The following is a 23,014-nucleotide window of genomic DNA, read 5'->3' on the forward strand; positions in this document are numbered from 1 at the left end:
TGCGTTACTTTTGTTGTCGGTGTAAATGAATTGCAGCGCTAATAGCAGCGATCAGTTCAGTATTTTTATCCTGAGTTAAGGTGCTAGCAGTAGGTTTGGCTGGCTTAGCTACTGGCTCGGGTTTCGAAAAATGTAAGATGATTTTCGACATTAAAGTGGTAGCGATTACCAGTAATGTCAGGAAGGTAAAAACAAAACCCATGCCCATAAGCATAAGGTTGAAACCTTCTGTCATTAGGTTGGTTGTATGCATAGCACACCCTCGTGTTTTAAAAATGCTCTAATTTTGCAGCCTTAACCTTGCACTAGGTTTTTTTTTGTAGCAACTACAAGAATCACTACATTTAGCGAACATTTTAGCTGAATGTAGCTAAAAGCCGTGTATTTACTGGAATTGGTCAGTAAAATGCAGCCTGAAAAAAATTACATTTATTTAGCTTTGAGAGCCAAATTTGCAAGAAAAATTACCCGCTTTAGTTGCTGTGGCACCCATGGAAGGCGTTATGGATGCTACAACTCGTGACCTAATTACTCGTCAAGGGGGTTGGGATTTTTGTGTGACCGAGTTTTTGCGAGTAACAACTGGCCGGCAGCCAGCGCGAGTCTTTCACAGGATTTGTCCAGAACTGCGACAAAATGCCCAAACTCCAACTGGAATTCCTGTGCATTTACAACTGTTAGGTAGTGATCCACAATCTTTGGCAGATAATGCCTGCATGGGTGTTAAAGCAGGTGCTCAAGTAATCGACTTAAACTATGGCTGCCCAGCTAAAATTGTTAACCGCCATTTGGGTGGTGCTAGTATGCTGCGCTACCCAGATCGCCTTTATGATGCAACCCACGCAGTTGCCCAAGCCTTAAAAACCTTAGATACCCCAGTTACAGCAAAGATGCGTCTTGGGTATGACGATACCGAGTTAACCCTAGACAATGCCCGAGCTTTAAATGCGGCGGGTATTAGTCAGTTGGTCGTTCATGCCAGAACTAGAGCGCAAGGCTATAAACCACCCGCACATTGGGAGTGGGTGGCACGGATTGAAGAAGTGGTGGATGTGCCTGTGTTTGCTAATGGAGATATCTGGACAGTGAACGACTATCAGCGTTGTGTTCAAGTTAGCGGTGTGCAGGATGTAATGCTAGGTCGTTCCTCTATGACAAACCCTTGGCTGGCTAAACAAATAAAACAGCACCTAGCGGGTAAAGAAGTAGAGCAGGTGGATTTTAAACGGATGCTTGGCTTCTTATTAGAATGGCTAAAACTCGATGCTTTAGTTTATGAAGAAATTGTACGAGTGATGCGTGTCAAACAATGGCTGGTTATGTTTCGTTTAAGGTGGGGCGAGGAAGCCCAAATAGTGTTTGATGCCTGCAAGCGGCTAACCAATGAGCGGGATTTAATTAACAATCTAGAAAGCTATATTCAGCATACCGTTAGTTAATTTCCTTATGCCTAGCTAAAGCCCAGGCAACATGCTCTTGAACGATAGGGTCAGGGTAATCCTGCTTAGCCGTTAAGGCTTCTATTATTGTGTTGCTAGCAGGTGCGTTGCCCAGTGCCACTGCTAGATTGCGTAGCCAACTAATATAACCTGTGCGGCGGATGGGCGAGCCTTGAGTATTCTTTAAAAAGGTAGCTTCATCCCAGTTAAATAAATCAATTAAGTCACTGCTATCTAACTGGTGGCGTGGGTGAAAATCAGTTTCTTTAGTGGTGGGTGAAAAGCGTGTCCAAGGACAAACTAATTGACAGTCATCGCAACCATAAATTCGATTTCCCATTAAGGGGCGCAACGCTTCAGGAATACTGCCTTTTAATTCAATGGTTAAATAGCTAATACAGCGCCGAGCATCTAGCACCCCATCAGCAACAAAAGCCTGAGTAGGGCAAGCAACATGGCAGGCAGTGCAAGCACCGCAATGGTCTTTAATAAAAGGCTGGTCGGCTGGTAGTGGCAAGCTAACGTAAAGCTCCCCCAAAAAGAACCAGCTGCCCGCTTTAGGAGTAATTAGCATGCAGTTTTTACCTATCCAGCCCAGTCCGGCTTGTTGGGCAATACCCCGCTCAAGTACCGGTGCTGAGTCAGTAAAGGCACGGCTAGTAAATTCAGGAAAAGCAGCTTTTAATTCAGGCGTTGCGGCTATTTTTTGATTAATTTGTTCGGCCAGCTTAGAAAGACGCTTACGAATTAATTTGTGGTAATCACGCCCTAGAGCATAGCGGCTAACATAGGCTTTATCAGCGGAACCTAGAATTTTAACGGCTTGAGTTTCTGGCGGTAAATAATCTAAACGTACACTAATAATGGCTTGCGTACCTGCTTCTAATAAGCTGGGATCACGGCGCTTATCTAGGTTATTTTCCATCCACTGCATATCACCATGCAAACCTGCTGCTAACCATTTTTCTAAATAAGCTGGGTGTTCACCTAAATCGATACCGCTAATGCCACAGGCAGAAAAACCCAGCTCACGGGCTAGGTGTTTAATATCTTTTGCGAGATGATTGAGTAAGGCTTGGGTAGGCATAGCGAAATTATATACCCAGCAAGCCTACACAGCTAATAAATGCTTAACTGTGCAGGCCTTTTTGGTAAAGCTTTATTTGGCAGAAGCTTTCTTGAACAGGGCTTACATGCCCAATAGGTTAGGTAACCCCATAGAAATGCTTGGTATGTAAGTAACTAGCGCTAAGAAACCTAGCAGTAGCATTAACCAAGGCAAGGCAGCGCGAATCACTTCAGCTAAAGACATGCCTGTAACGGCAGAGGTGACAAAGAGATTAAGCCCTACGGGTGGTGTTATCAGGCCTATTTCCATATTCACTACCATGATAATACCTAGGTGAATAGGGTCGACTCCAAGCTCTACAGCAATAGGGAATAGAATTGGTGCCAAAATTAAAATAATGGCTGAAGGCTCCATAAAGGCACCCGCTATCAGCAATACGATATTCACTACTAAGAGGAACATCCACGGCTGTAAGCCAGCTTCTAATACCATGGCGGTAATTTGTTGAGGTATTTGCTCAGTGGTTAAAACGTGAGCAAAAAGCATGGCGTTGGCAATAATAAACATCAGCATAATGCTGAGTTTGGCGGCCTCAAGAACCACCTTGGGTGCTTCTTTTAAAGTCATGTCTTTGTAAACAAACAAGGCAATAAAGGCTGAATAAACAGCAGCAACAGCAGCGGCTTCGGTAGGGGTGAACATGCCTGAGTAGATACCACCCAGAATTATCACCATTAGCAATAAGCCCCAAGCAGCTTTGCGAGCAGCGCTTAACCATTGACGAGGGGTAGCTCTAGGTAAAGCAGGTAGATTCTTTTTAACGGCTATAGCATAAATAGCGCCCATTAAAACCAACCCAAGTAGCAAACCAGGTACTACCCCGGCCATAAATAGTTTACCTACCGAGGTTTCAGTTGCTGCGGCATAAACAACCATAACCACCGAAGGTGGAATTAAAATACCTAACGTACCTGCATTAGTGACTATGCCGGCAGCAAAGGGTTGGGGATAACCTGAACGCACCATACCTGCTATGGCAATAGAGCCTACAGCAGCTACCGTTGCTGGGCTAGAGCCAGAAAGCGCAGCAAAGAGCATACAAGCCATAACCGCACCTATGGCTAGGCCACCACGTATATGCCCAACGCTGGCATTAGCAAAGTCGATTAAGCGCCTTGCAACTCCGCCAGTGGTCATAAAAGAACCTGCTAACAAGAAGAAAGGAATCGCTAAAAGGGTGTAGTGTTCACTGGTTTCAAACAACTTGATTGCCAGGGAGCGAACCGAGTCTGGGCTGAACAGCATAATGGTAACTGAGCCAGCCAAACCTAATGAGATAGCGACAGGCACACCAATAAACATGAGTGCAAAGAGCGCCACAAAGAGGAAAAGAATGGTCATTAGTGTTGTTCCTCTTGTTCACTTAGTTTCATTGCGTCGGCGGCTTCATCTGCCAAGCCTAAACCGATTTGTTGATTGCGGAGAACACGTACTAGAATTTCTGTATAGCGTATAAAAACCAAAGTGAAGCCGAGTGGCACAATTAAAGTAATGTGCCATTGTTTAATACCAAACTGGCCTAAATCATCGGCGCCAATATTGACCTCAAATAAAGCACTCATCCAAGCAAAGCTAGCCACAGTGATTAAACCTGCATAGCTTAGGCTAATAACGCAGGCAACTAAGGCGAAGTACTTTTGAGTTTTATTGGAGGCTAGCTTTACTAAGGCATCAATACCTATATGCCCACCAACCCTTACACCATAGGAAATACCAAAAAAGAGTAACCAAGCAAACAAAGCTTTGGTTAAGGCGTTACTCCAGGTCATGGCTTGAGCCATATCGAGAATAAAATCACCGATAACAAAAAAGAACTCAGAGATACCAGGTGAGCCTTCTTCAAAATAGTCTGCGAGGCTATAAAAAAAGGTATAAAAGTTATTTAAAATGACATAAACAAAGGTAACTAAGGTCATCGCTGTCAGTAAAAAGACAACAAACCCCTCTTCAAAGCGATCCCAAATAAGGCGCAATTTGTTCATGTGAAGTCTCCTGAAGAGGATGGCAGAATCTTAAATTGTTGCACGTTAATCTCGCTTAAAAAAATACCAGCAAGCCCTTCTATGGACTTGCTGGCACTTACTTTACTGCTGGTTAGCTGCTTCTGCGGCTTTAATGCGGTCTGCACCAATTTGTGCTTCAAACTTTTTCCATACTGGCTTCATAGCCTGACGCCATTTTTCGCGCTCTTCTTTGGTTAGGTAAAGAATTTCAGTTTTACCACTGGCTAGAATAGCTTTTTTATCACGTTCGTTAATGCTCTGAGCGTGCTTGTTAACCTCAAGAGTGACTTCCTCCATGATGACTTCTAGTTCAGCTCTAACATCGCTAGGTAGGCCATTCCAGAACTCAGTATTGGTAATAACCATATAGTCTAGCAAGCCGTGGTTAGACTCAGTAATGTGCGATTGGACTTCGTGCATTTTCTGAGAATAGATGTTTGAGTAGGGGTTTTCTGCACCATTAACTACGCCGGTTTGTAAACCTTGGTAAACTTCAGAAAAGCTCATTTTACGTGGGTTAGCGCGGAGTGCTTTAAACTGCTCATCCAGTACGGCAGAAGCCTGTACGCGGAATTTTAAACCACGAGCATCTCTTGGCTTACGCAGTTCTTTGTTAGCTGAAAGCTGCTTTAGACCATTGTGCCAATAGCCTAAACCTGTAATGCCTTTGCTTTCCATCGACTTTAAAAGCTCTTGACCAACCGGGCCTTTTTGGAAGCGGTCAACGGCATTGATGTCATCAAATAGGAAGGGTAGGTCAAAAATTTGGATAGGCTTAGAGTAATGCTCAAACTTAGCTAAAGATGGCGCAATTAACTGCACATCGCCTAATAGCAAAGCTTCCATTTCTTTACCGTCACCAAACAATGAAGAGTTAGAGTAAACCTCAACTTCTACCTTGCCGGGTAAGCGTTCTTCAGCCAGCTTTTTGAAAAGTAGCGCACCTTGGCCTTTAGGCGTGTGTTCTGCCACTACGTGAGAGAACTTAATAACAATAGGGTCAGCAGCTAGCGCCAAACCTGAAAGGGTGAGCGAAGCAGCACAAACGAGTGCTTTAGTGGTCAATTTAAACATTAAAGTTTCCTCTTGCTTTAAGGAGTGCCGCAATGCGGCGCTTTTATTCTTGTAGGACTTGTAGGTCCAAGTTGAAGCAGTTCTAGTCTATGCAGTTAGTATGCCTAAACTCCAAAGCTAAAACTAAAGTCTAATACGGGTCGTTGGGTAGCCTGTATTGCTGTTAATTGGCTGGCTAATTTAATTACACTGCTTAGATTTTGCTTTGATTCAGGCGGATTTTCGCCAAGGTTAACCTAGAGTTGGCGGATTTTCGCCAGTTAGTTTTGTACTTAAGCCATGTTTACGAAGCTTATCGTGGAGTGTTTTACGCGGTAGCTGTAAGGCTTCTGCTACTTCACGCAGAGAACTATGCTGCTTACTGAGTTCGGCCATCAATAAGTTTCGTTCAAAGTTTTCTACCTGTTGCGCTAGTGGCTGGTTGCTAACTTGGGTAGTTGGATTGGCTGTTAGTTGGCTAATGGCTAAGTCTAAACCTAATACCCAGCGTTCAGCTGCATTTTGAAGTTCACGTATATTCCCCGGCCAATCATGGCTTAAAAGCTGCGCACGTGTCGCTGAATCTAAGTTAAGTTCTTCAGTTTTATACCTTTGGCTTGCCTGGGTAGCAAAATGCTGGAAAAGCGGCAAGATATCTTCAGGACGTTGGCGTAAGGGTGGTAGGTTAATTTGTGCAACGTTAAGGCGATAAAATAAATCAGCACGAAAGCGCCCTTCATCTGCGGCAATTAATAAATCTTCTTTGGTGGCAGCAACTATGCGTATATCTAAAGGAATTAGCTGGTTAGAACCCACTCTTTCTACCACTCTTTCTTGAAGTAAGCGTAATAACTTGACTTGTACGTCTAGGCTCATGCTTTCTATTTCATCTAAAAAAACAGTGCCACCATTGGCATGTTCAAACTTGCCTATGCGGCGTTTATTGGCGCCGGTAAAGGCACCTGCTTCATGGCCAAAAAGTTCACTCTCAATCACTGACTCTGCCAAAGCACCGGTATTAATGGCTACAAAGGGTGCATTACTGCGAGACGATAAATCATGCAGTGCTCTGGCAACCACTTCTTTACCGCTACCTGTTTCACCAAGAATTAATACATCGGCTTGAATATTGGCTAAAGCTCTGACTTGTTCGCGTAAACGCTCTGCGCTAGCTGAGTGACCTAAGAGTCTTTCACCAAGCAATTTTTGTTCAGCAAGTGCAGAACGCAGTGCACGGTTTTCTATCACTAAACGCCTGACTTCTAAAGCACGGTGCACACTATCTAACAATAAGTCGTTAGCAAAGGGTTTTTGTAGAAAATCATAAGCACCTTGCCGCATGGCTTGGACTGCTAGGGGGACATCACCTTGACCAGTAATAAGTAATACGGGTAGTTGTTTGTCTAGCTGCTGTGCTTGCTCTAAAAGCTCTAAACCGCTGATACCTGGCATACGAATATCTGTCACCAAAACACCTAGCCAATCGGTTGGTAAGGCCGCTAAAACTCCTTCAGCATTAGCAAAGGCTTGAACTTTTAAACCGGCTAAATCGAAAGTTTGGCTAAGTGCTGTTCGTAAATGACTGTCATCATCTAAGAGCACTAGCTGGGTGTCAGGACTAATTTGTATCATTTAAAGCTATCCTCACTCGAGTTCAGCAGGTTTGCCTCAGGAATTTGGCGTAAATAAAGGGTGACTAGGGCGCCGCCTTCAGGGTGGTTAGCTAAGACTAGGCGACCTTTTAAGGCTTGAGTTAGGCTGTGGCAAATAGCCAAGCCTAAACCTAAACCTTTAGCGCTGGTTTTGGTGGTGTAAAAAGGTTCGTAGGCTTGTTCTAGTGCTTCTTGGGTAAACCCTGCAGCATTATCTCTAAGTGTTAAAACGACCCAACCATCAGCAACCTGAGTAGTTAACCACAGCTGGCGAGGCTGACTGCTTTCACTTAAAGCATCAAAAGCATTGCTAACTAGGTTGCTTAAAATTTGTCGTAAACGTGTTTCGCCTGCTTCTACCCAAAGGGTTGTCTCAGGTGTGGTGTTTATTATCTCTATGGATAGATTGGCTTGGCGTTTGGCAACTAGATTAAGCGTATCATCTATTGCTGGCTGTAGGGCAACATGCTCTGAGGCGTAGCGATCTCTACGTGCAAAGGCTCGCAGATGTTCAATAATGGATGCCATGCGTTCAGTGAGTGATGCAATAAGGTTAAGGTTGTTCTTGGTTTCTTCCAGCCTTTGTTTATCGAGTAAAACTTTTGCGTTGTCTGTATAGCTGCGTATGGCTGCTAACGGCTGGTTAAGTTCATGGCTAATACTGGCCGACATAATACCTAAAGCTGAGAGTTTGCTTGCTTGGACTAAATCATCTTGAGTTCTAACCAAGGCTTGTTGAGTTGATTCACGCTCTAAAACCTCTTGCTTTAAACGACTATTTAAAGTTTGCAGATCTTGGGTGCGAGTACGCACATTGTCTTCCAGCTCACGCTTGGCTTGGGTGTCTAGGGCAATACGTTCTAAGTAATGGCGTTTACGCTGCATAAGCAAACCAAAAATAAGCAGTATTGCTAACAAAGAAGCGCTAACCACTGCCATGGCTGTATTGACTGGCTCGCTGAGCAAGCGCCTGGGTGTGAAGATACTCACCTGCCAACCAATCTCAGGTAATAGATGATTAAGCTTTAACCAGTCTGGTGATTTAATTGTGATGCGCTCGGGATTGATTGAAGTATAGGGCTGATGCTCAGCAATGCTTAGCTGTTCTTCTGGGTCTAGTTCGCGAGTGGCTTTAAAGCGCCATTCAGGCTGGGAGGTTAAAATAATCACCCCATTTCTATCGGTGACTAGAAGTTGCTCGGGAGTTTGCCCCCATAGAGTTTCGGTAAAGTCTAGGTCAACCTTAACCACAATAACGCCCTGCACTTGGTTATTAGCATCAACAGCGCCGCCAAAATAATAACCGCGTTTAAAAGAAATATTACCTAAACCAAAAAACTCACCCTGACCATATTTCAGGGCGTTACTAAAATAGGGTCGAAAATCAAAACTATTATTTACAAAACTGCGTTCTTTATCCCAGTTAGAAGCAGCAAGGGTTAGGCCTTGGGTATTCATAAGGTAAATTACATCGGCACCGGTTTGCTGTTGAATATTTTTAAGCAGGGTATTGGCAGTTTTTAGGCTAGCCGGGTCGGTGGGGTTAAGCAAAGCTTGCTGCACACTGGGTAAGCGCCCTAAAATTTGTGGCAAAACCTCGTAACGCTGCAAAGTACCCTGTAGGTTAGCAACGAACAAGTCTAAAGTTTGTTCGTTTTTACGAGTGAGCCCTTCAAGGTAATAGCTTTCTACAAAACGATGAATAGGCCAAAGCAAAAGTATTAAAATGGCAGCTAGCCACAATAAATTGCGCCAAGGTGCTTTTGAAAATGCCATGTATTGTCCTATATAAAAACAAATATCTATTTAGGAGCCAGCCATGCTGATTGCCCCGCGCCAACCCAGCCAACAAGCGATTTTACCACTTTATTCTGCTGCTGCCTGTGCCCAATTAGATGGTTTAGTGATTGCTGCTGGCACGCCTGGCTTTAAGCTCATGCAAAAAGCAGCCCGTTCTGCTTGGCAATTACTAGAAAAGCGTTGGCCTAAAACTGAGCGTATCAATGTGTTTTGTGGCGGTGGCAATAATGGCGGTGATGGTTTGCTGCTGGCGCTTTATGCTGCTCAAGCAGGTTATCCAATACGCTTGTGGTTAGCTGTTGATCCTAACAGCTATACCAATGAAGCTGCACTTGCTTGGCAAGAAGTGGCTGCTTATGGTTTGCAGCCAGAAACCAGTGACCCTTGCCAAATTGAATTTACGGCTAATGAGCTTTTGGTGGATGCTTTATTAGGAATAGGCTTAAAAGGTGAGGTGCGTGGACAATTAAAGGCTTGGATAAAAGCCATTAATTCTGCACCTAGTCAAGTTTTTGCACTAGATACTCCTTCAGGTTTACTGGTTGATACAGGGCAATTGGCTGGTACCTCAGTAGAGGCAGATTTAACCCTGACCTTTATTGCTTTAAAGGCAGGGCTATTTACTGGCTTGGGTGTTGATGCTAGTGGTGAGGTGGTTTTAAGTGACTTAGGTATTAGTGCGAGTGATTGGTCAGTAGTACCCCTTGCTTATTTACAACAAAATAATCAAACCAGCCCTTTGCCTATGCGTAAAAAGAATAATCACAAAGGCAGTCATGGTCGTTTGTTAATTATTGGTGGGTTAAAGGGCATGGGTGGCGCAGCTTTAATAACTGCCCAAGCTGCTTTAAGAACAGGTGCGGGCATGGTGAAAGTATTAACTGCAACAGAGCACTTGGCAGCTTTTTTAGCGACCCAGCCAGAAATGATGGTAGAAGGCTTAATAACCAGCTCAGAAGCAAAGCTTAAGGAGCAGGTTAGCGCTGCTTTTCTATGGGCTGATGTTCTGGTTATTGGACCAGGTTTAGGGCAAGGTGATTTAGCTAAACAGCTTTGGCAATTAAGTTTTGAGTTTGCTGGGCCAACGCTGGTCGATGCTGATGCTTTAAACCTATGGGCTAAGGGTATAGTTCCACCCGCCAAGGCGCAGCGTGTCATTACTCCTCACCCGGGCGAAGCAGTAAGACTATTAAAACCCTTGCCCTCAGAAACACTTGATGACCGTTTAGCCCTTGTAAGCCATTTAGCAAATAAAACTCAGTCGGTTGCCTTGCTTAAAGGTGCCGGCTCCTTGGTTGTCGATTATTCATCTTCCGGCGCTAGGCAGCCAATCATTTGTCCTTTTGGTAACCCGGGTATGGGCGTGGCGGGTATGGGGGATTTATTAAGTGGTTGTATAGCCGCTTTAATGGCGCAAGGATTAACTGCCTATGAAGCAGCTCAAGAAGGAATGAGAATTCATGCTTTGGCGGGCGATAGAGCCGCCGCCGATCAGCCCAGAGGTTTGTTACCCACTGATTTACTACCCTTTTTAAGAGAATTAGTGAATTAAGGTAAGTTGGGCGTTTTTTAACTATAATGTGCCGCTAATAAACAAAAGGTAACAAGATGAAAGCGGAGTTTTATTTAGCCGATGAAGCTGCTCAAGTTGAACTAGCTAAAGAGCTTGGCCAGTTATTCATGCAGGGCGTGGTCTATTTAGAAGGTGATTTGGGTTCTGGAAAAACCACTTTTTCGCGTGGATGGATTCAAGGCCAAGGGCATCAAGGTGCAGTTAAAAGCCCAACCTATACACTGGTTGAGCCTTATTTCTTAAATGCACGACCTGTTTATCATTTTGACCTGTATCGCCTAGCTGACCCAGAAGAGCTTGAGTATATTGGCGTGCGAGATTATTTCGATCAGCAAGCCTTGTGCTTAATAGAGTGGCCACAAAAAGGTGTGGGTTTTTTACCTCAGCCAGATTTATACCTAACTTTTAGCTATCAAGATGTCGGACGCTACTTGCAGATTGAAGCTTTTACACCAGCAGCAAAGACGGCTTTACAAGAGCTAGTTAATGCATAAAACCTTGTAGACAATAATGACTTTAAACTTTATACGCTATTTTTTAGCACTTCTAATTTTAGTTTTTTTATCCTTAGAGACTCAGGCAAGCTCAAGCATCAACAGCCTGCGTATTTGGCCAGCGCCAGATCATACGCGCTTAGTTTTTGATTTGTCAGGGCCAGTACAACATAAGGTATTTAGTTTAGAAAATCCTAAACGCTTGGTTATAGATATTGGTCGTGTGCGTCTAAATACCCAGTTGGACACTAGTGACTTAACTAATACGCCTATTAGTCGTGTACGTTCTGCTGTGCGTAATAAAACAGATTTGCGAGTAGTGCTAGATTTATCTCAAGAGGTGCAGCCGCGTAGCTTTTTATTGCGCCCCAATGAGCAATATGGGCATCGCTTAGTGGTTGATTTGGTTTTAGAAGAAAAGCAAAAACAAGCAGCCAAAAAACCTAAAACCGTCAAGCAACAGCGTCAAATAGTGATTGCCATTGATCCAGGGCATGGAGGGGAGGATCCAGGCGCTATAGGTCCTGGAGGTACTCGTGAAAAGCATGTTGTTTGGGGGATTGCTAAAGAGCTAGCAAGAATTATAGAGAGGGATCCAGCATTTAAGCCAGTTATGACTCGTACTGGGGATTACTACATAGGTTTGCGAAAGCGTGTTGATGTTGCTCGTAAAGCTAGAGCAGACCTGTTTGTTTCTGTGCATGCCGATGCCTATCGCTTGCCTCAGCCTCAGGGTTCATCGGTTTATGTGCTTTCGCAACGAGGTGCTAGTTCGGAATCCGCTCGCTGGTTGGCAGATACCGAAAATCGTGCTGATTTAATTGGTGGGGTAGAAGGGGTTTTAACCCTAGGTGATAAAGATGAAACGCTGGCAGGTGTGCTGGTTGACTTGTCTATGACGGCTACCCTGTCAGAGAGTTTAAAGGTAGGGTCTAGGGTGTTGAAAAACTTAGGGCAGGTCAACCGCTTACATAAACGTGACGTTGAGCAAGCTGGTTTTTTAGTACTTAAATCACCAGACATGCCCTCTATGCTAATTGAAGCAGGGTTTATTTCTAATCCGCAAGAAGAAAGAAGACTAAAGGATTTGGCCTACCAGCGTAAATTAGCGCAACAAATAGCCAGTGCGATTAAAGACTATTTTAGGGAGAATCCACCACCTAATACCTCCTTGTCAGCTAAGGCTAGCCATTCTTCTTCTGCCTACACTATTCGTCGAGGTGACACCCTATCAGAAATTGCTCGACGCAAGGGTGTTGATATAGGTGAACTACGCAAAATGAATGACTTAAATAATGACGTTATTCGTGTGGGGCAAAGGTTAAGGATTCCATCAACATGATTTCAAGCACTAATGAAAATCCTGCTGCTCAATCCATACAGCTGCTTAGCCCACGTTTAGCTAACCAAATTGCCGCGGGAGAAGTGGTCGAGCGACCTGCTTCCGTTTTAAAAGAATTGGTTGAAAACTGTTTGGATGCTGGCGCAACACAAATTGATATAGAGTTAGAAGATGCAGGTGTTAAACTTTTAAAAATTCGTGATAACGGCAGTGGTATAGCCGTGGAAGATTTGCCTCTAGCGCTGGCGCGTCATGCCACCAGCAAAATTACTACCCTAGATGATTTAGAAGGGGTTGCCAGCCTAGGCTTTCGTGGTGAAGCTTTGGCCTCAATTAGTTCGGTATCACGTTTGGAATTAGTGACTAGCACCGACGAGTCGGGTAAAGGTTGGCGGGTTGTTGCTGAAGGGCGCGAAATGCAATCGCAAGTATCACCTGCTCCACATCCGCGTGGCACTAGTCTAACCATGCGTGACTTGTTTTTTAATACACCGGCTAGACGTAAGTTTTTGCGAACAGAACGTACTGAGTTTACGCACTTAGAAGAAGTTTTTCGGCGTTTAGCTTTATCGCGTCAAGATGTTGCCTTCTCGCTTAAGCATCAAGGCAAACTTATTCATCAGCTGCCTGCGATTCCTTTTGATACAGAAGATCAGCGTTTAAAATACCGAAGGGTTGCACAGCTACTAGGTAAAGATTTTATTGAGCAGTCGCTGCCTATCGAGTCAGTAGCAACTGGAATCCAGTTGCATGGCTGGGTTGGCTTACCTGTCTATGCTCGTGCGCAAGCCGACAGGCAGTACTTTTTTGTGAATGGTCGGGTTGTTAAAGATAAGCTAGTAGCCCATGCCATACGTCAAGCCTATCAAGATGTTCTCTACGGTGGGCGACACGCAGTTTTTGTACTTTATTTAGAAGTTGACCCAAAAATTGTTGATGTGAATGTACACCCCACCAAGCATGAGGTGCGCTTTAGGGATGGGCGTTGGGTGCATGACTTTATTTTCAGTAGCCTGCACAGGCGCTTGTCCGGCGCTTTAATCGGTTCTGAAAAACCTAACCTAGAGCCAGAAATAGCTAACAGGCAAAACTACACTTCAAGCAACCAGCTAGAGACTGCCTCTAATGAACCAGTTCGTCAGCTACAAGAGCAGGCTGCGTTAAACTGGTCTAGCCAAACAGATAAGCCCTTAGCAACTGCAGCTGGCAGCACCTTAGAGTTCTATCGCCAAATGGCAGATAACGCCCCAGTTAATGATGTAACAACCCAAACTGGGGTAGAAGGAGGTTCTCAAGTACCGCCCCTAGGTTATGCATTAGCACAAATGCAGGGAATCTATATTCTGTCGCAGAATACTCAAGGGCTGGTGGTAGTTGATATGCATGCTGCCCACGAGCGTATTACTTATGAGCGGTTAAAAAAAGATTGGTTAAAGCGTCCTTTAACAGCTCAACCCCTGCTGGTACCCGAAGCAGTTAGCCTAGATGAAGAAGCCACTGAGCTAGCAAGCCAACATGCTGAACTACTTAATGATTTGGGTGTGCAGCTAGATGTTTTAGGGCCGCAAGAGGTAGTAATACGCTCTATGCCAGTGCTTTTGCAAGGTGCCAAGGCTGCAGATTTGGTTTTCACGCTGCTCGATGAAATGAAGCGTTACGGTACGGCGCGAAGTTTAGAAAACTCCATTAATGAAGTGTTGGCTAATATAGCCTGCCATGCTTCTGTTAGGGCGGGTCGGCAGCTTTCTATACCTGAAATGAATGCTTTATTGCGCGATATGGAAATAACCGAGCGTAGCGATCAGTGTAATCACGGCCGGCCTACTTGGTTTCAATTAAGCATGCAGGACCTAGATAAAATGTTTTTGAGGGGGCGCTAGTGCTAGAAGAATTAGATGAGCGCCCGCCGGCTATTTTTTTACTAGGCCCCACCGCAGCAGGCAAGACTGATTTAGCCCTAACTTTAGTAGAGCAGCTTAACTGCGAGATTATTAGCGTTGATTCAGCCCAAGTTTATAAAGGTATGGATATAGGTTCAGCTAAGCCTGATGCAGCAACCTTAGCAAGAGCACCTCATCGTTTAATTAATTTACGCGACCCAGCTGAAAGTTATTCTGCAGGCGATTTTCGGCGTGATGCACTAGAAGCGATGCAGGAAATAACTGCGGCAGGAAAAATACCTTTATTGGTAGGTGGTACTTCACTTTATTATCAAAGCCTTTTAGGCGGTGCGACTAATTTGCCAGCATCTAACCCTAAAATACGCCAGCAATTAGAAGATGAATTATCACGTTTAGGCTGCCCAGCAATGCATGAGCGTTTAGCTGCAATAGACCCTGAATCAGCTGCTAAAATTGCCCCTACAGACCCACAGCGTACTTTAAGGGCTTTAGAGCTTTTTCAGCAAACAGGTAAAACACGCACCCAGCTTTGGCAAGCACAAAAAACTGAGCAGTTTGCTTGGCGGTTGCTACAATTAGGTTTGGCGCCTGCTGAACGTGCAACCCTGCATCAGCGTATAGAGCAAAGATTCTTACTTATGTTGGAACAAGGATTGCTAGAAGAGGTCAAAGCCTTGCGCTTGCGTGAAGATTTAAACCTTGGTTTGGCTTCGATGCGTGCAGTAGGCTACCGTCAAGTTTGGCAATACCTTGATGGTGACTTTGATTTAACAGAATTAAAAGCTAGGGGCATAGCAGCAACACGCCAATTAGCGAAACGACAATTGACTTGGATGAGATCTTGGCAGAATCTTAACTGGCTGCAGAGTGATCATCCGCAACTTTTACCACTGGTAGTTGCAGCTGTAGAAAAATTTATTGCCAGAAAAGCTTTTAGAGAAGATTTACTGGCATTAAAATCCACTTGAGTATAAGTTTTTTTTGTGGTGCAGCATAAATGACGGACAAAAGCCAAGAAGGTTGGTTATAATTATGCAAAAGCAGTGCATGAAGTTGAAAGATTAACAATAAACAAAAGATTTATATAAAATTCTAATGTTCAAGGGAGATACCACCATGTCCAAAGGGCAAACTTTACAAGACCCCTACTTAAACTTGCTACGCAAAGAGCGAGTTCCTGTGTCTATATTTTTAGTTAACGGCATTAAGCTGCAAGGCCAAATTGAATCTTTTGATCAATTTGTGATTTTGCTGCGTAATACCGTCAGCCAAATGGTTTATAAACATGCCATTTCAACAGTTGTACCTTCACGCAATGTGCGCTTACCTTCAGAAGAAGACGAAGCTTAAAGCACATCTTAGGAGCAATTGATTGTTTTTTGAACGCGAAGAGGGCGGCAATGCAGCCGTCCTTGTGCATTTAGACTTCCCAGAAGAATCTAAACGAGAAGACTCTGACGAGCTTTTAGAGCTAGTCAAGTCAGCAGGAGCAGAACCCCTAACACTTATTCGTGGAAGCCGTAACTCACCCTCGCCACGTTTCTTTGTAGGTGAGGGCAAGCTAGAAGAAATTCGTTTAGCAATAGACGAGCACCAAGCAGACCTAGTGCTTTTTAATCACAGCTTAAAGCCTTCTCAAGAGCGTAACCTAGAAAAAGAATTAAACTGCCGTGTACTTGATCGTACAGGGTTGATTTTAGATATCTTTGCTCAGCGTGCACGAACTTACGAAGGTAAGCTGCAGGTTGAGTTAGCACAGCTAGAGTTTTTAACGACCCGTTTAGTGCGTGGACGAACCTACCTACAAAGCCAAAAAGGTGGCATTGGTTTGCGTGGTCCAGGTGAAACGCAGTTAGAAACAGATAGGCGGTTAATACGTGCGCGTATTAACGCTATACAAAAGCGTTTAAAAAAAGTGCGTGTGCAACGTGAAACTAGTCGCCGAGCTAGAGTGCAGGCAGAAATACCAGCTGTTTCTTTAGTGGGTTATACCAATGCGGGTAAATCGACTTTATTTAACCGAATTACCCATGCAGAAGTTTATACAGCTGATCAGCTTTTTGCCACGCTTGATCCAACCTTAAGACGTATAGAGCTAGAAGATGTAGGTAAGTTAATTTTAGCTGATACGGTTGGGTTTATTCGTCACTTACCGCATAAACTAGTGGAAGCTTTTCAAGCAACTTTGCAGGAAGCAGTAGAGTCAACTTTGCTTTTGCACCTTGTAGATGCTGCAAGTGAAGAGCGAGACGACAATATTGCACAAGTGGAAGAAGTGCTTGAAGAAATTGGCGCAGCAAGTGTGCCTAGTTTAATGGTTTTTAATAAAATAGACCTGTTAGAACAAAAGCCTAGGATAGACCGTAATGCAGATGGTATAGCAGAAAGGGTTTGGTTGTCTGCCGCTACAGGTGAGGGTTGTGAGCTTCTGCTGCAAGCAATGAGTGAACGTTTGGCAACTAAAATTGTTAAAGGAACACTAGCGGTTGAGCCTGAGCAAGCACGATTGCGGGCGGGTCTATTTAACTTAGATGCAGTTGTTAACGAGCGCTATAATGATGAGGGCCAGTGTCAGTTACAGTTGCGCCTATCACAAAAAGATTTTAGACAGCTCTTGTCACAATTAAATATCCAAGAAGAGTCACTGGTTTGGATGACTAAACCATGACCTTGAGCGTAATTTAAGGTAGCATTGCGCAATATTTCTGACTGTAAAACCAAATAAAGATTACATTAATTTAGTGGAGAGTACTCTATGGCGTGGAATGAGCCAGGTGGTAACGGCAATCAGCACGACCCTTGGGGAAGCGGCGGGCGCAAACCTGATCGTAACTCTGGTAATGATGGTGGCCAGCGACCTAATCAGGGACCACCAGATTTAGACGAAGCCTTGAAAAAGCTACAAGATAAAGTCACCCATATTTTTGGTGGTGGCAAAGGTGGTAATACAGGCGGTACTAAGCCACCGAGTAAGTTTGGTGGTTATGGTTTAACGGCTTTGGTTGCTGTGCTAGTTATTGCAGTGTGGGTAGCGGGCGGTTTTTATTTGGTTGACCAAGCTGAGCGGGGTGTTGTACTTCGCTTAGGTAAGTACCATGAAACAGTAACACCTGGTTTGCACTGGAACCCTCCAATTATTGACTCAGTTAATAAAGTTAACGTCACTCGCATTCGCTCTTTTAACCAGCGTGCGATGATGCTAACCCGTGATGAAAATATTGTGCAGGTAAGTATTTCAGTTCAATACGTGGTGAATAATCCCAAAGACTTTCTCTTAAATGTGCGTGGTCCTAATCGAACGCTAGAGTATGCATTAGACTCTTCTTTACGCCACGAGGTAGGTACTACCGATCTAATTCAAATTTTGACTGAAGGTCGTGAGATTTTAGCTCAGGGTGTGAATAAGCGTTTACAGAGATTCTTAGATTATTACGGCGTAGGTTTAACCCTAGAAACTGTCAATATCGAAAGTACCTCCGCGCCAGACGAAGTTCAGTCAGCCTTTGATGATGTTATTCGTGCCCGTGAAGACCGCGAGCGTAGCATCAACCAAGCGCGTACGTATGAAAACTCTGTTCTACCTGATGCAGAAGGTCGTGCAGCACGTATTCGTGAAGAAGCCCAAGCCTATCGTGAAGCTGTTACAGCTCGCGCAGAAGGTGAGGCAAATCGCTTCTTAGCTTTATTAAAAGAATACCGTCAAGCACCTGAAGTGACCCGTGAGCGCCTCTATATAAACACTGTGCAAGAAGTACTTTCTAATTCAAGTAAGGTGTTGGTTGATACAGAAGAAGGCAGCAATAATATGATGTATCTACCGCTTGATCGTCTAGGTTCATCGGTACCTACTAACAGTGGGTCTCGAACTAGCTCTAGCAGCTCAGGAAGTGACTTCGATCTTGATCAACTCACCGATCAAGTCATTGAGCAGATTCGTGAAAGGCAAAGCTCCAACAACACTAGTAGTATTCGTAGGGAGGGTCGCTAATGAATGCTCGTTCAATAGTCGCGCTAGCTATACTTGCTGGTTTGGCGCTCTTAGCTAGTAGCAGCCTCTATATTGTTAATGAAACACAACGCGCCATACGCTTAAAGTTTGGTGAAGTGGTTGAAACCGATATTCAGCCAGGTATCCACATAAAAGTACCTGTATATAACACAGTGCGTTTATTTGATACGCGTCTACAAACCTTAGATGGCACACCTTCACGCTACTTAACGGGTGACCGTAAAGGCGTTATCGTCGACTCTTTTGTGCAGTGGAAAATTGTTGATGTTACTCGCTACTATGAAGCAACCGCAGGTGATGAACAGGTTTCTATGCGTTTGATAGCTCCTCGAGTGGACGAAAGTTTACGTAACGAATTTGGCCGTCGTACCCTAGGCGAAATTGTGAGTGAGCAGCGCGATGAATTAATGAGTCGCCCCATAGAAGAATTAAATGAAGCCATGCGCGAGTCTATGGGTGTTGCCATCTTAGATATTCGTGTAAAGCAAATTGACTTACCTTCAGAGGTTTCTAACTCGGTTTATGAGCGTATGCGTACTGAGCGTCAGCGTGAAGCGCGTGAATATAGAGCTCAGGGTAAAGAGCAGTCTGAGCGTATTCGTGCTGCAGTTGATCGTGGTCGTGAAGTTATTCTTGCAACCGCTGAGCGTGATGCCGATATCCTACGAGGTGAAGGCGATGCAGAAGCAACGGCTATTTATGCCAAAGCTTACAATCAAGACCGTGAGCTATATAGCTTCTTACGCAGTATGGAAGCCTACCGTAGTAGCTTCAATAACAAGCAAGATATCTTGGTAGTTAGCCCTAAAAGTGACTTCTTCCGTTACTTAGATAACTCCAAGGGTAGCAAGTAACACCTGTAAAATAAGTAACAAGGCCGGGAGCCGTGACTCCCGGTTTTTTGTGTAAAGTAGAAAAAGTATTAAGCTTGGAGAGGTTTATGAGTAGTGCAGACCGCTGGCTGTTACCCGACGGAATGGATGAGGTGTTACCGCCTCAGGCCCGTCAAATAGAAAATTTACGTCGTCAGCTGTTAGACCTTTTTCATGGTTGGGGTTATGAACTGGTTTTGCCGCCTAAATTGGAGTTTTTAGACTCGCTTTTAGTCGGTGCTGGACATGACCTAGGTTTGCAAACTTTCAAAGTAACCGATCAGCTAAGTGGCAGAATGATGGGTGTTAGCGCTGATGTTACACCTCAAGTTGCACGTATGGATGCCCACTCTATGCATTCAGAAGGTGCAGCAAGGTTCTGCTATTCGTCTGAAATTGTTCGTACCCAGCTAGATAACCTACTAGGCTCTCGTTCTCCTATTCAAATTGGAGCAGAGTTATTTGGTCAAAATGGCTTAGATAGCGACTTAGAAATTCTTTGTTTAATGCTAGATAGTCTTTTAGTGGCTGGTGCTGAAAACCTGTGTTTAGATTTAGGCCATGTAGGTATTTATCGAGCATTAATAACCGATAGTAATCTACCCAAAGAAATTGAAAATCAGCTATTTAGTATATTGCAGCAAAAGCGCCTAGATGAGCTTAACCAGCTACTAGCACCCTGGGAAGATCAGCCAGCAGTTAGGTTAATTATTGCTTTATCTAAACTCAATGGTGGTTTAGGGGTGCTTGAGGAAGCACAGCAAACTTTGGTGGGTGCGCCTAGTGAAGTTCAAGAAGCTTTGCAAGAGTTGCAGCAGCTAGTAGCGGCATTAACAGAGCAGTACCCTGACTTAAATATCTACCTAGATTTGTCAGAGTTACGTGGCTTCCACTATCATACTGGCATAGTGTTTGCTGCCTATGTACCCAAGCTAGGTCAAGCTTTGGCTAAGGGTGGTCGTTACGACGAAATAGGTAAAGTGTTTGGTCGTGCGCGTCCTGCAACGGGTTTTTCTACCGACTTAAAAATACTAGCTAGTTTGCAAGCGGCTAACCAAGTGAAGGCGCCGATTGCTGCTCCTGCAGCTATATTAAGAGATAAAGCAGGTCGTGAGGTATTAAAAGACCTAAGGTCTAAGGGTGAAAGGGTTATTTTACTAGCAGAAGAAGCTAGCTTACCTGAAGCCTGCAGTCAGCAAATTATTCGTAAAGAAGATCAGTGGGTGATCACAAGTGAACTAAGTGTTTGACAAGTCAGTGAAGCTTGTTAACCTTTCAAAGTTTGGCTTTTTAAATTCATTTAGGCTACAGAGATTAAAAAATGGGCAATAACGTTGTCATTTTAGGTACCCAATGGGGTGATGAAGGTAAGGGTAAGGTCGTTGATTTACTAACAGAAAATGCCCAAGCAGTGGTGCGTTTTCAAGGTGGACACAATGCTGGACATACCTTGGTTGTTAACGGCCAGAAAACTGCGCTTCACCTGGTTCCATCTGGAATCCTACGTGACAAGGTTACCTGCGTAATTGGCAATGGCGTGGTTGTTGCCCCCGATGCTTTGCTAAAAGAAATAAAAATGCTTGAAGATCGCGGTGTTGAAGTACGTAGCCGCCTTAAGCTATCTGCCGCCTGCCCTCTTATTTTAAGCTACCATGTGCGCTTAGATGTAGCGCGTGAAAAAGCGCGTGGCGAAGATAAAATTGGAACAACAGGTCGTGGTATTGGTCCTGCTTATGAAGACAAGGTAGCGCGTCGAGGCTTGCGTATTGGTGACCTACTTTGCCCTGAGCGTTTGCCAGAAAAGCTTAAAGAAGTGCTTACCTATCATAACTTTGTACTTGAGAACTTTTTCAAAGAAGAGCCCGTTGATTACCAAAGCCTGCTAGATGAGTGTATGGCTTATGCCGAACAACTTCGCCCTATGGTTGCTGACACCATTACTTATTTGCATAACTTACGTAAGCAGGGTGCCAAAATTATGTTTGAAGGTGCCCAGGGTTCTTTGCTGGACATAGATCATGGTACCTATCCTTTTGTTACTAGCTCAAATACAACCGCTGGCGGTGTAGCCACTGGCTCAGGTTTTGGACCTAAGTATTTAGATTATATTTTAGGTATCACCAAAGCCTACACCACAAGAGTTGGTTCTGGTCCCATGCCAACCGAGTTGCACGACTCAGTGGGTGAGCACTTGGCGACTAAAGGCCATGAGTTTGGTACGACTACAGGCCGTTCACGCCGTTGTGGGTGGTTTGATGCAGTAGCAGTTAATTACGCAGTACAAGTCAACTCAGTTACGGGTATCTGTTTAACTAAGCTCGATGTTTTAGATGGTTTGGAAACGCTTGAAGTCTGTGTTGCTTATGAAGATAAAGCAGGCCAACGTGTTGAATGCCCCATTGATGCAGAAGGTTTTGCAGCTGTTACACCCATTTATGAATCTTTACCAGGTTGGAGTGAATCAACTGTAGGTGCTAAAACGCTTGAAGAGCTACCTCTTAATGCACGTAACTACGTTAAGTTTTTAGAAGAAAAGCTGGGTGTGCCAATTGATATAGTATCGACTGGACCTGACCGAGTTGAAACAATCGTTTTACGTGACCCTTTCGCCAGTAACTAAGTTTAATGACACAGCTTATATTGATAAAGGTATAGGCTGTGTTTTTCCTTCCTCCTCTCTTTTTCTTAGTTACTAACTTTTATGCCTAGTCAGAAGCAAGACCGTCATTTCAGTGGTGGTATGGCTGAGAAGTTTGCCCATAATATTTATGCGACTACCAAAGGCCGCTTGCGTCTTAAAATTCTCCGTGAGCGAATGCTTGCAGAATTACCCTTAGATCAATCGAGCTTGCGTGTATTAGATGCAGGGGGTGGTTTAGGGCAAATCTCTTGTTGGCTTGCACGCAAGGGGCATCAAGTGCTGTTAGCTGAGCCAGCCATAGAAATGCTTGAGTATTCAGCCAAGCGATTAGAGCGTTACCAAGTAAAAACTTTAAATACATCCATTCAGCAGTTAAGTGAACAGCTTCCGGTCGAGCAACAGAGTTTTGACTTAATTGTTTGCCATGCAGTGCTAGAATGGTTAGAGCACCCTAAAGAAACCTTAGAACAGCTTCTAAAACATCTCGAGCCTAAGGGGCAGCTATCACTCATGTTCTTTAATGCTGATGCTTTACTGCTAGCGAATATATTGCGAGGTAACTGGCAGCGTGTTTTAGAAAAAGGCTTACAAGGTAAGGGCAAGCGCTTAACCCCCATTTCACCTTTACAGCCAACTGCAGTTATTGCATGGTTAGAGGCAGCAGGTTTTGAGATTAGTGCAACAACGGGTGTCCGAGTCTTTAATGATTACCTGCGTTTAAAGTTGCCGCCCGAGGCAACACCAGCAAGACTAGTTGAAATTGAGCGCCGTTATTGTCAACAAGAACCCTGGTGGCGAATGGGGCGTTATATTTTAATTCACGCAAAGAAGCTCTAACGAGTGCTTTTTTAAAAACAATAAAGGTGAAGAAAATGACAGATACTTGGTTAACCTCATTAATAACCGCAAATCCTCAAGAGGGTTTTGAATTAGCTATAACCCTAAGCCGACGTGGTGTTAAGTACACTCAGCCAGACCCAGAAATGTTGCATAAGCTGCGTCCAGACTATGCTGAGTCTGCTGACTCCTTAACAGCTGCATCACAAGTAATAGCGATCAATTTTCAAACGGTAGCAGCTGCAAATAATTATTGGCGTAACTAGCAA

Annotated in this window: 21 protein-coding genes; 14 read left to right on the plus strand and 7 right to left on the minus strand. The window is 44.2% G+C overall.

Annotation, left to right across the window (positions count from 1 at the left end; genetic code table 11):
* Positions 1 to 4: 4 nt before the first annotated feature.
* Positions 5 to 253, minus strand: a complete 249-nt coding sequence (locus BP27_RS0101130; protein ID WP_027849969.1) for an OadG family protein — start codon at positions 251 to 253, stop codon at positions 5 to 7.
* A 199-nt stretch (positions 254 to 452) separates the two neighbouring features.
* Here BP27_RS0101130 and BP27_RS0101135 point away from each other — a divergent pair, with 199 nt between their 5' ends.
* Positions 453 to 1,439 carry a tRNA dihydrouridine synthase gene (locus BP27_RS0101135; protein WP_245597796.1) on the plus strand — a complete coding sequence of 329 codons (987 nt, stop codon included), beginning with the start codon at positions 453 to 455 and terminating at the stop codon, positions 1,437 to 1,439.
* On the opposite strand, the gene queG is transcribed toward BP27_RS0101135, so the two are convergent.
* From queG to BP27_RS0101165, 6 genes are all read right to left on the minus strand, one after another.
* Entirely contained in the window at positions 1,432 to 2,526 is a 1,095-nt protein-coding gene (gene queG, locus BP27_RS0101140) for a tRNA epoxyqueuosine(34) reductase QueG (protein WP_027849971.1), read from the minus strand. The genes BP27_RS0101135 and queG overlap by 8 nt on opposite strands.
* Before the next feature lie 102 nt (positions 2,527 to 2,628).
* Entirely contained in the window at positions 2,629 to 3,909 is a 1,281-nt protein-coding gene (gene dctM, locus BP27_RS0101145) for a C4-dicarboxylate TRAP transporter large permease protein DctM (RefSeq protein WP_027849972.1), read from the minus strand.
* Positions 3,909 to 4,550: a TRAP transporter small permease gene (locus tag BP27_RS0101150; RefSeq protein ID WP_027849973.1), complete on the minus strand. Its 642-nt coding sequence runs from the start codon at positions 4,548 to 4,550 to the stop codon at positions 3,909 to 3,911. Before BP27_RS0101150 ends, dctM begins: the two co-directional genes overlap by 1 nt.
* 102 nt (positions 4,551 to 4,652) lie before the next feature.
* A complete protein-coding gene (locus BP27_RS0101155; RefSeq protein WP_027849974.1) occupies positions 4,653 to 5,645 on the minus strand; it encodes a TRAP transporter substrate-binding protein in 993 nt (330 codons plus the stop codon).
* Positions 5,646 to 5,876: 231 nt separating this feature from the next.
* Positions 5,877 to 7,256, minus strand: a complete 1,380-nt coding sequence (locus tag BP27_RS0101160; RefSeq protein ID WP_027849975.1) for a sigma-54-dependent transcriptional regulator — start codon at positions 7,254 to 7,256, stop codon at positions 5,877 to 5,879.
* Positions 7,253 to 9,052, minus strand: a complete 1,800-nt coding sequence (locus BP27_RS0101165) for a sensor histidine kinase (protein WP_027849976.1) — start codon at positions 9,050 to 9,052, stop codon at positions 7,253 to 7,255. The genes BP27_RS0101160 and BP27_RS0101165 overlap by 4 nt, the downstream gene beginning before the upstream one ends.
* Positions 9,053 to 9,095: 43 nt before the next feature.
* Between BP27_RS0101165 and BP27_RS0101170 the strand changes: the two genes are divergently transcribed.
* The 13 genes from BP27_RS0101170 to BP27_RS0101230 all read left to right on the plus strand — a co-directional run bounded on the left by BP27_RS0101170 (position 9,096) and on the right by BP27_RS0101230 (position 23,011).
* Complete coding sequence (locus tag BP27_RS0101170) at positions 9,096 to 10,628, plus strand: bifunctional ADP-dependent NAD(P)H-hydrate dehydratase/NAD(P)H-hydrate epimerase (protein WP_051610091.1); 1,533 nt, start codon at positions 9,096 to 9,098, stop codon at positions 10,626 to 10,628.
* Between the two features lie 56 nt (positions 10,629 to 10,684).
* Positions 10,685 to 11,143 (plus strand): tRNA (adenosine(37)-N6)-threonylcarbamoyltransferase complex ATPase subunit type 1 TsaE, encoded by a 459-nt coding sequence (tsaE, locus tag BP27_RS0101175; RefSeq protein ID WP_027849978.1) that lies wholly within the window; start codon positions 10,685 to 10,687, stop codon positions 11,141 to 11,143.
* A gap of 16 nt (positions 11,144 to 11,159) precedes the next feature.
* Positions 11,160 to 12,485 (plus strand): N-acetylmuramoyl-L-alanine amidase, encoded by a 1,326-nt coding sequence (locus BP27_RS0101180; RefSeq protein ID WP_036238947.1) that lies wholly within the window; start codon positions 11,160 to 11,162, stop codon positions 12,483 to 12,485.
* The gene (gene mutL / locus BP27_RS0101185; protein ID WP_051610093.1) at positions 12,482 to 14,365 is read left to right on the plus strand and encodes a DNA mismatch repair endonuclease MutL; all 1,884 of its coding nucleotides are present in this window, start codon (positions 12,482 to 12,484) and stop codon (positions 14,363 to 14,365) included. The genes BP27_RS0101180 and mutL overlap by 4 nt, the downstream gene beginning before the upstream one ends.
* Positions 14,365 to 15,354, plus strand: a complete 990-nt coding sequence (gene miaA / locus BP27_RS14800; protein WP_051610095.1) for a tRNA (adenosine(37)-N6)-dimethylallyltransferase MiaA — start codon at positions 14,365 to 14,367, stop codon at positions 15,352 to 15,354. Before mutL ends, miaA begins: the two co-directional genes overlap by 1 nt.
* Before the next feature lie 148 nt (positions 15,355 to 15,502).
* Positions 15,503 to 15,736 carry an RNA chaperone Hfq gene (hfq, locus tag BP27_RS0101195; RefSeq protein WP_027847929.1) on the plus strand — a complete coding sequence of 78 codons (234 nt, stop codon included), beginning with the start codon at positions 15,503 to 15,505 and terminating at the stop codon, positions 15,734 to 15,736.
* A gap of 22 nt (positions 15,737 to 15,758) precedes the next feature.
* Positions 15,759 to 17,054 carry a ribosome rescue GTPase HflX gene (hflX, locus tag BP27_RS14805; RefSeq protein WP_051610099.1) on the plus strand — a complete coding sequence of 432 codons (1,296 nt, stop codon included), beginning with the start codon at positions 15,759 to 15,761 and terminating at the stop codon, positions 17,052 to 17,054.
* An 87-nt stretch (positions 17,055 to 17,141) separates the two neighbouring features.
* Positions 17,142 to 18,374, plus strand: coding sequence for an FtsH protease activity modulator HflK (hflK, locus tag BP27_RS0101205; RefSeq protein WP_027849981.1), 1,233 nt, complete (start codon positions 17,142 to 17,144; stop codon positions 18,372 to 18,374).
* Positions 18,374 to 19,249, plus strand: a complete 876-nt coding sequence (gene hflC, locus BP27_RS0101210; protein WP_027849982.1) for a protease modulator HflC — start codon at positions 18,374 to 18,376, stop codon at positions 19,247 to 19,249. Before hflK ends, hflC begins: the two co-directional genes overlap by 1 nt.
* Positions 19,250 to 19,335: 86 nt before the next feature.
* Positions 19,336 to 20,517: an ATP phosphoribosyltransferase regulatory subunit gene (locus BP27_RS0101215; RefSeq protein WP_027849983.1), complete on the plus strand. Its 1,182-nt coding sequence runs from the start codon at positions 19,336 to 19,338 to the stop codon at positions 20,515 to 20,517.
* Between the two features lie 71 nt (positions 20,518 to 20,588).
* Complete coding sequence (locus BP27_RS0101220) at positions 20,589 to 21,887, plus strand: adenylosuccinate synthase (RefSeq protein WP_027849984.1); 1,299 nt, start codon at positions 20,589 to 20,591, stop codon at positions 21,885 to 21,887.
* Between the two features lie 81 nt (positions 21,888 to 21,968).
* Positions 21,969 to 22,745 (plus strand): methyltransferase domain-containing protein, encoded by a 777-nt coding sequence (locus tag BP27_RS0101225; RefSeq protein ID WP_027849985.1) that lies wholly within the window; start codon positions 21,969 to 21,971, stop codon positions 22,743 to 22,745.
* A gap of 35 nt (positions 22,746 to 22,780) precedes the next feature.
* Positions 22,781 to 23,011 carry a hexameric tyrosine-coordinated heme protein gene (locus BP27_RS0101230; protein ID WP_027849986.1) on the plus strand — a complete coding sequence of 77 codons (231 nt, stop codon included), beginning with the start codon at positions 22,781 to 22,783 and terminating at the stop codon, positions 23,009 to 23,011.
* Positions 23,012 to 23,014 lie beyond the last annotated feature (3 nt).

The organism is Marinospirillum insulare DSM 21763, assembly GCF_000686905.1.
Classification (GTDB): domain Bacteria; phylum Pseudomonadota; class Gammaproteobacteria; order Pseudomonadales; family Halomonadaceae; genus Marinospirillum; species Marinospirillum insulare.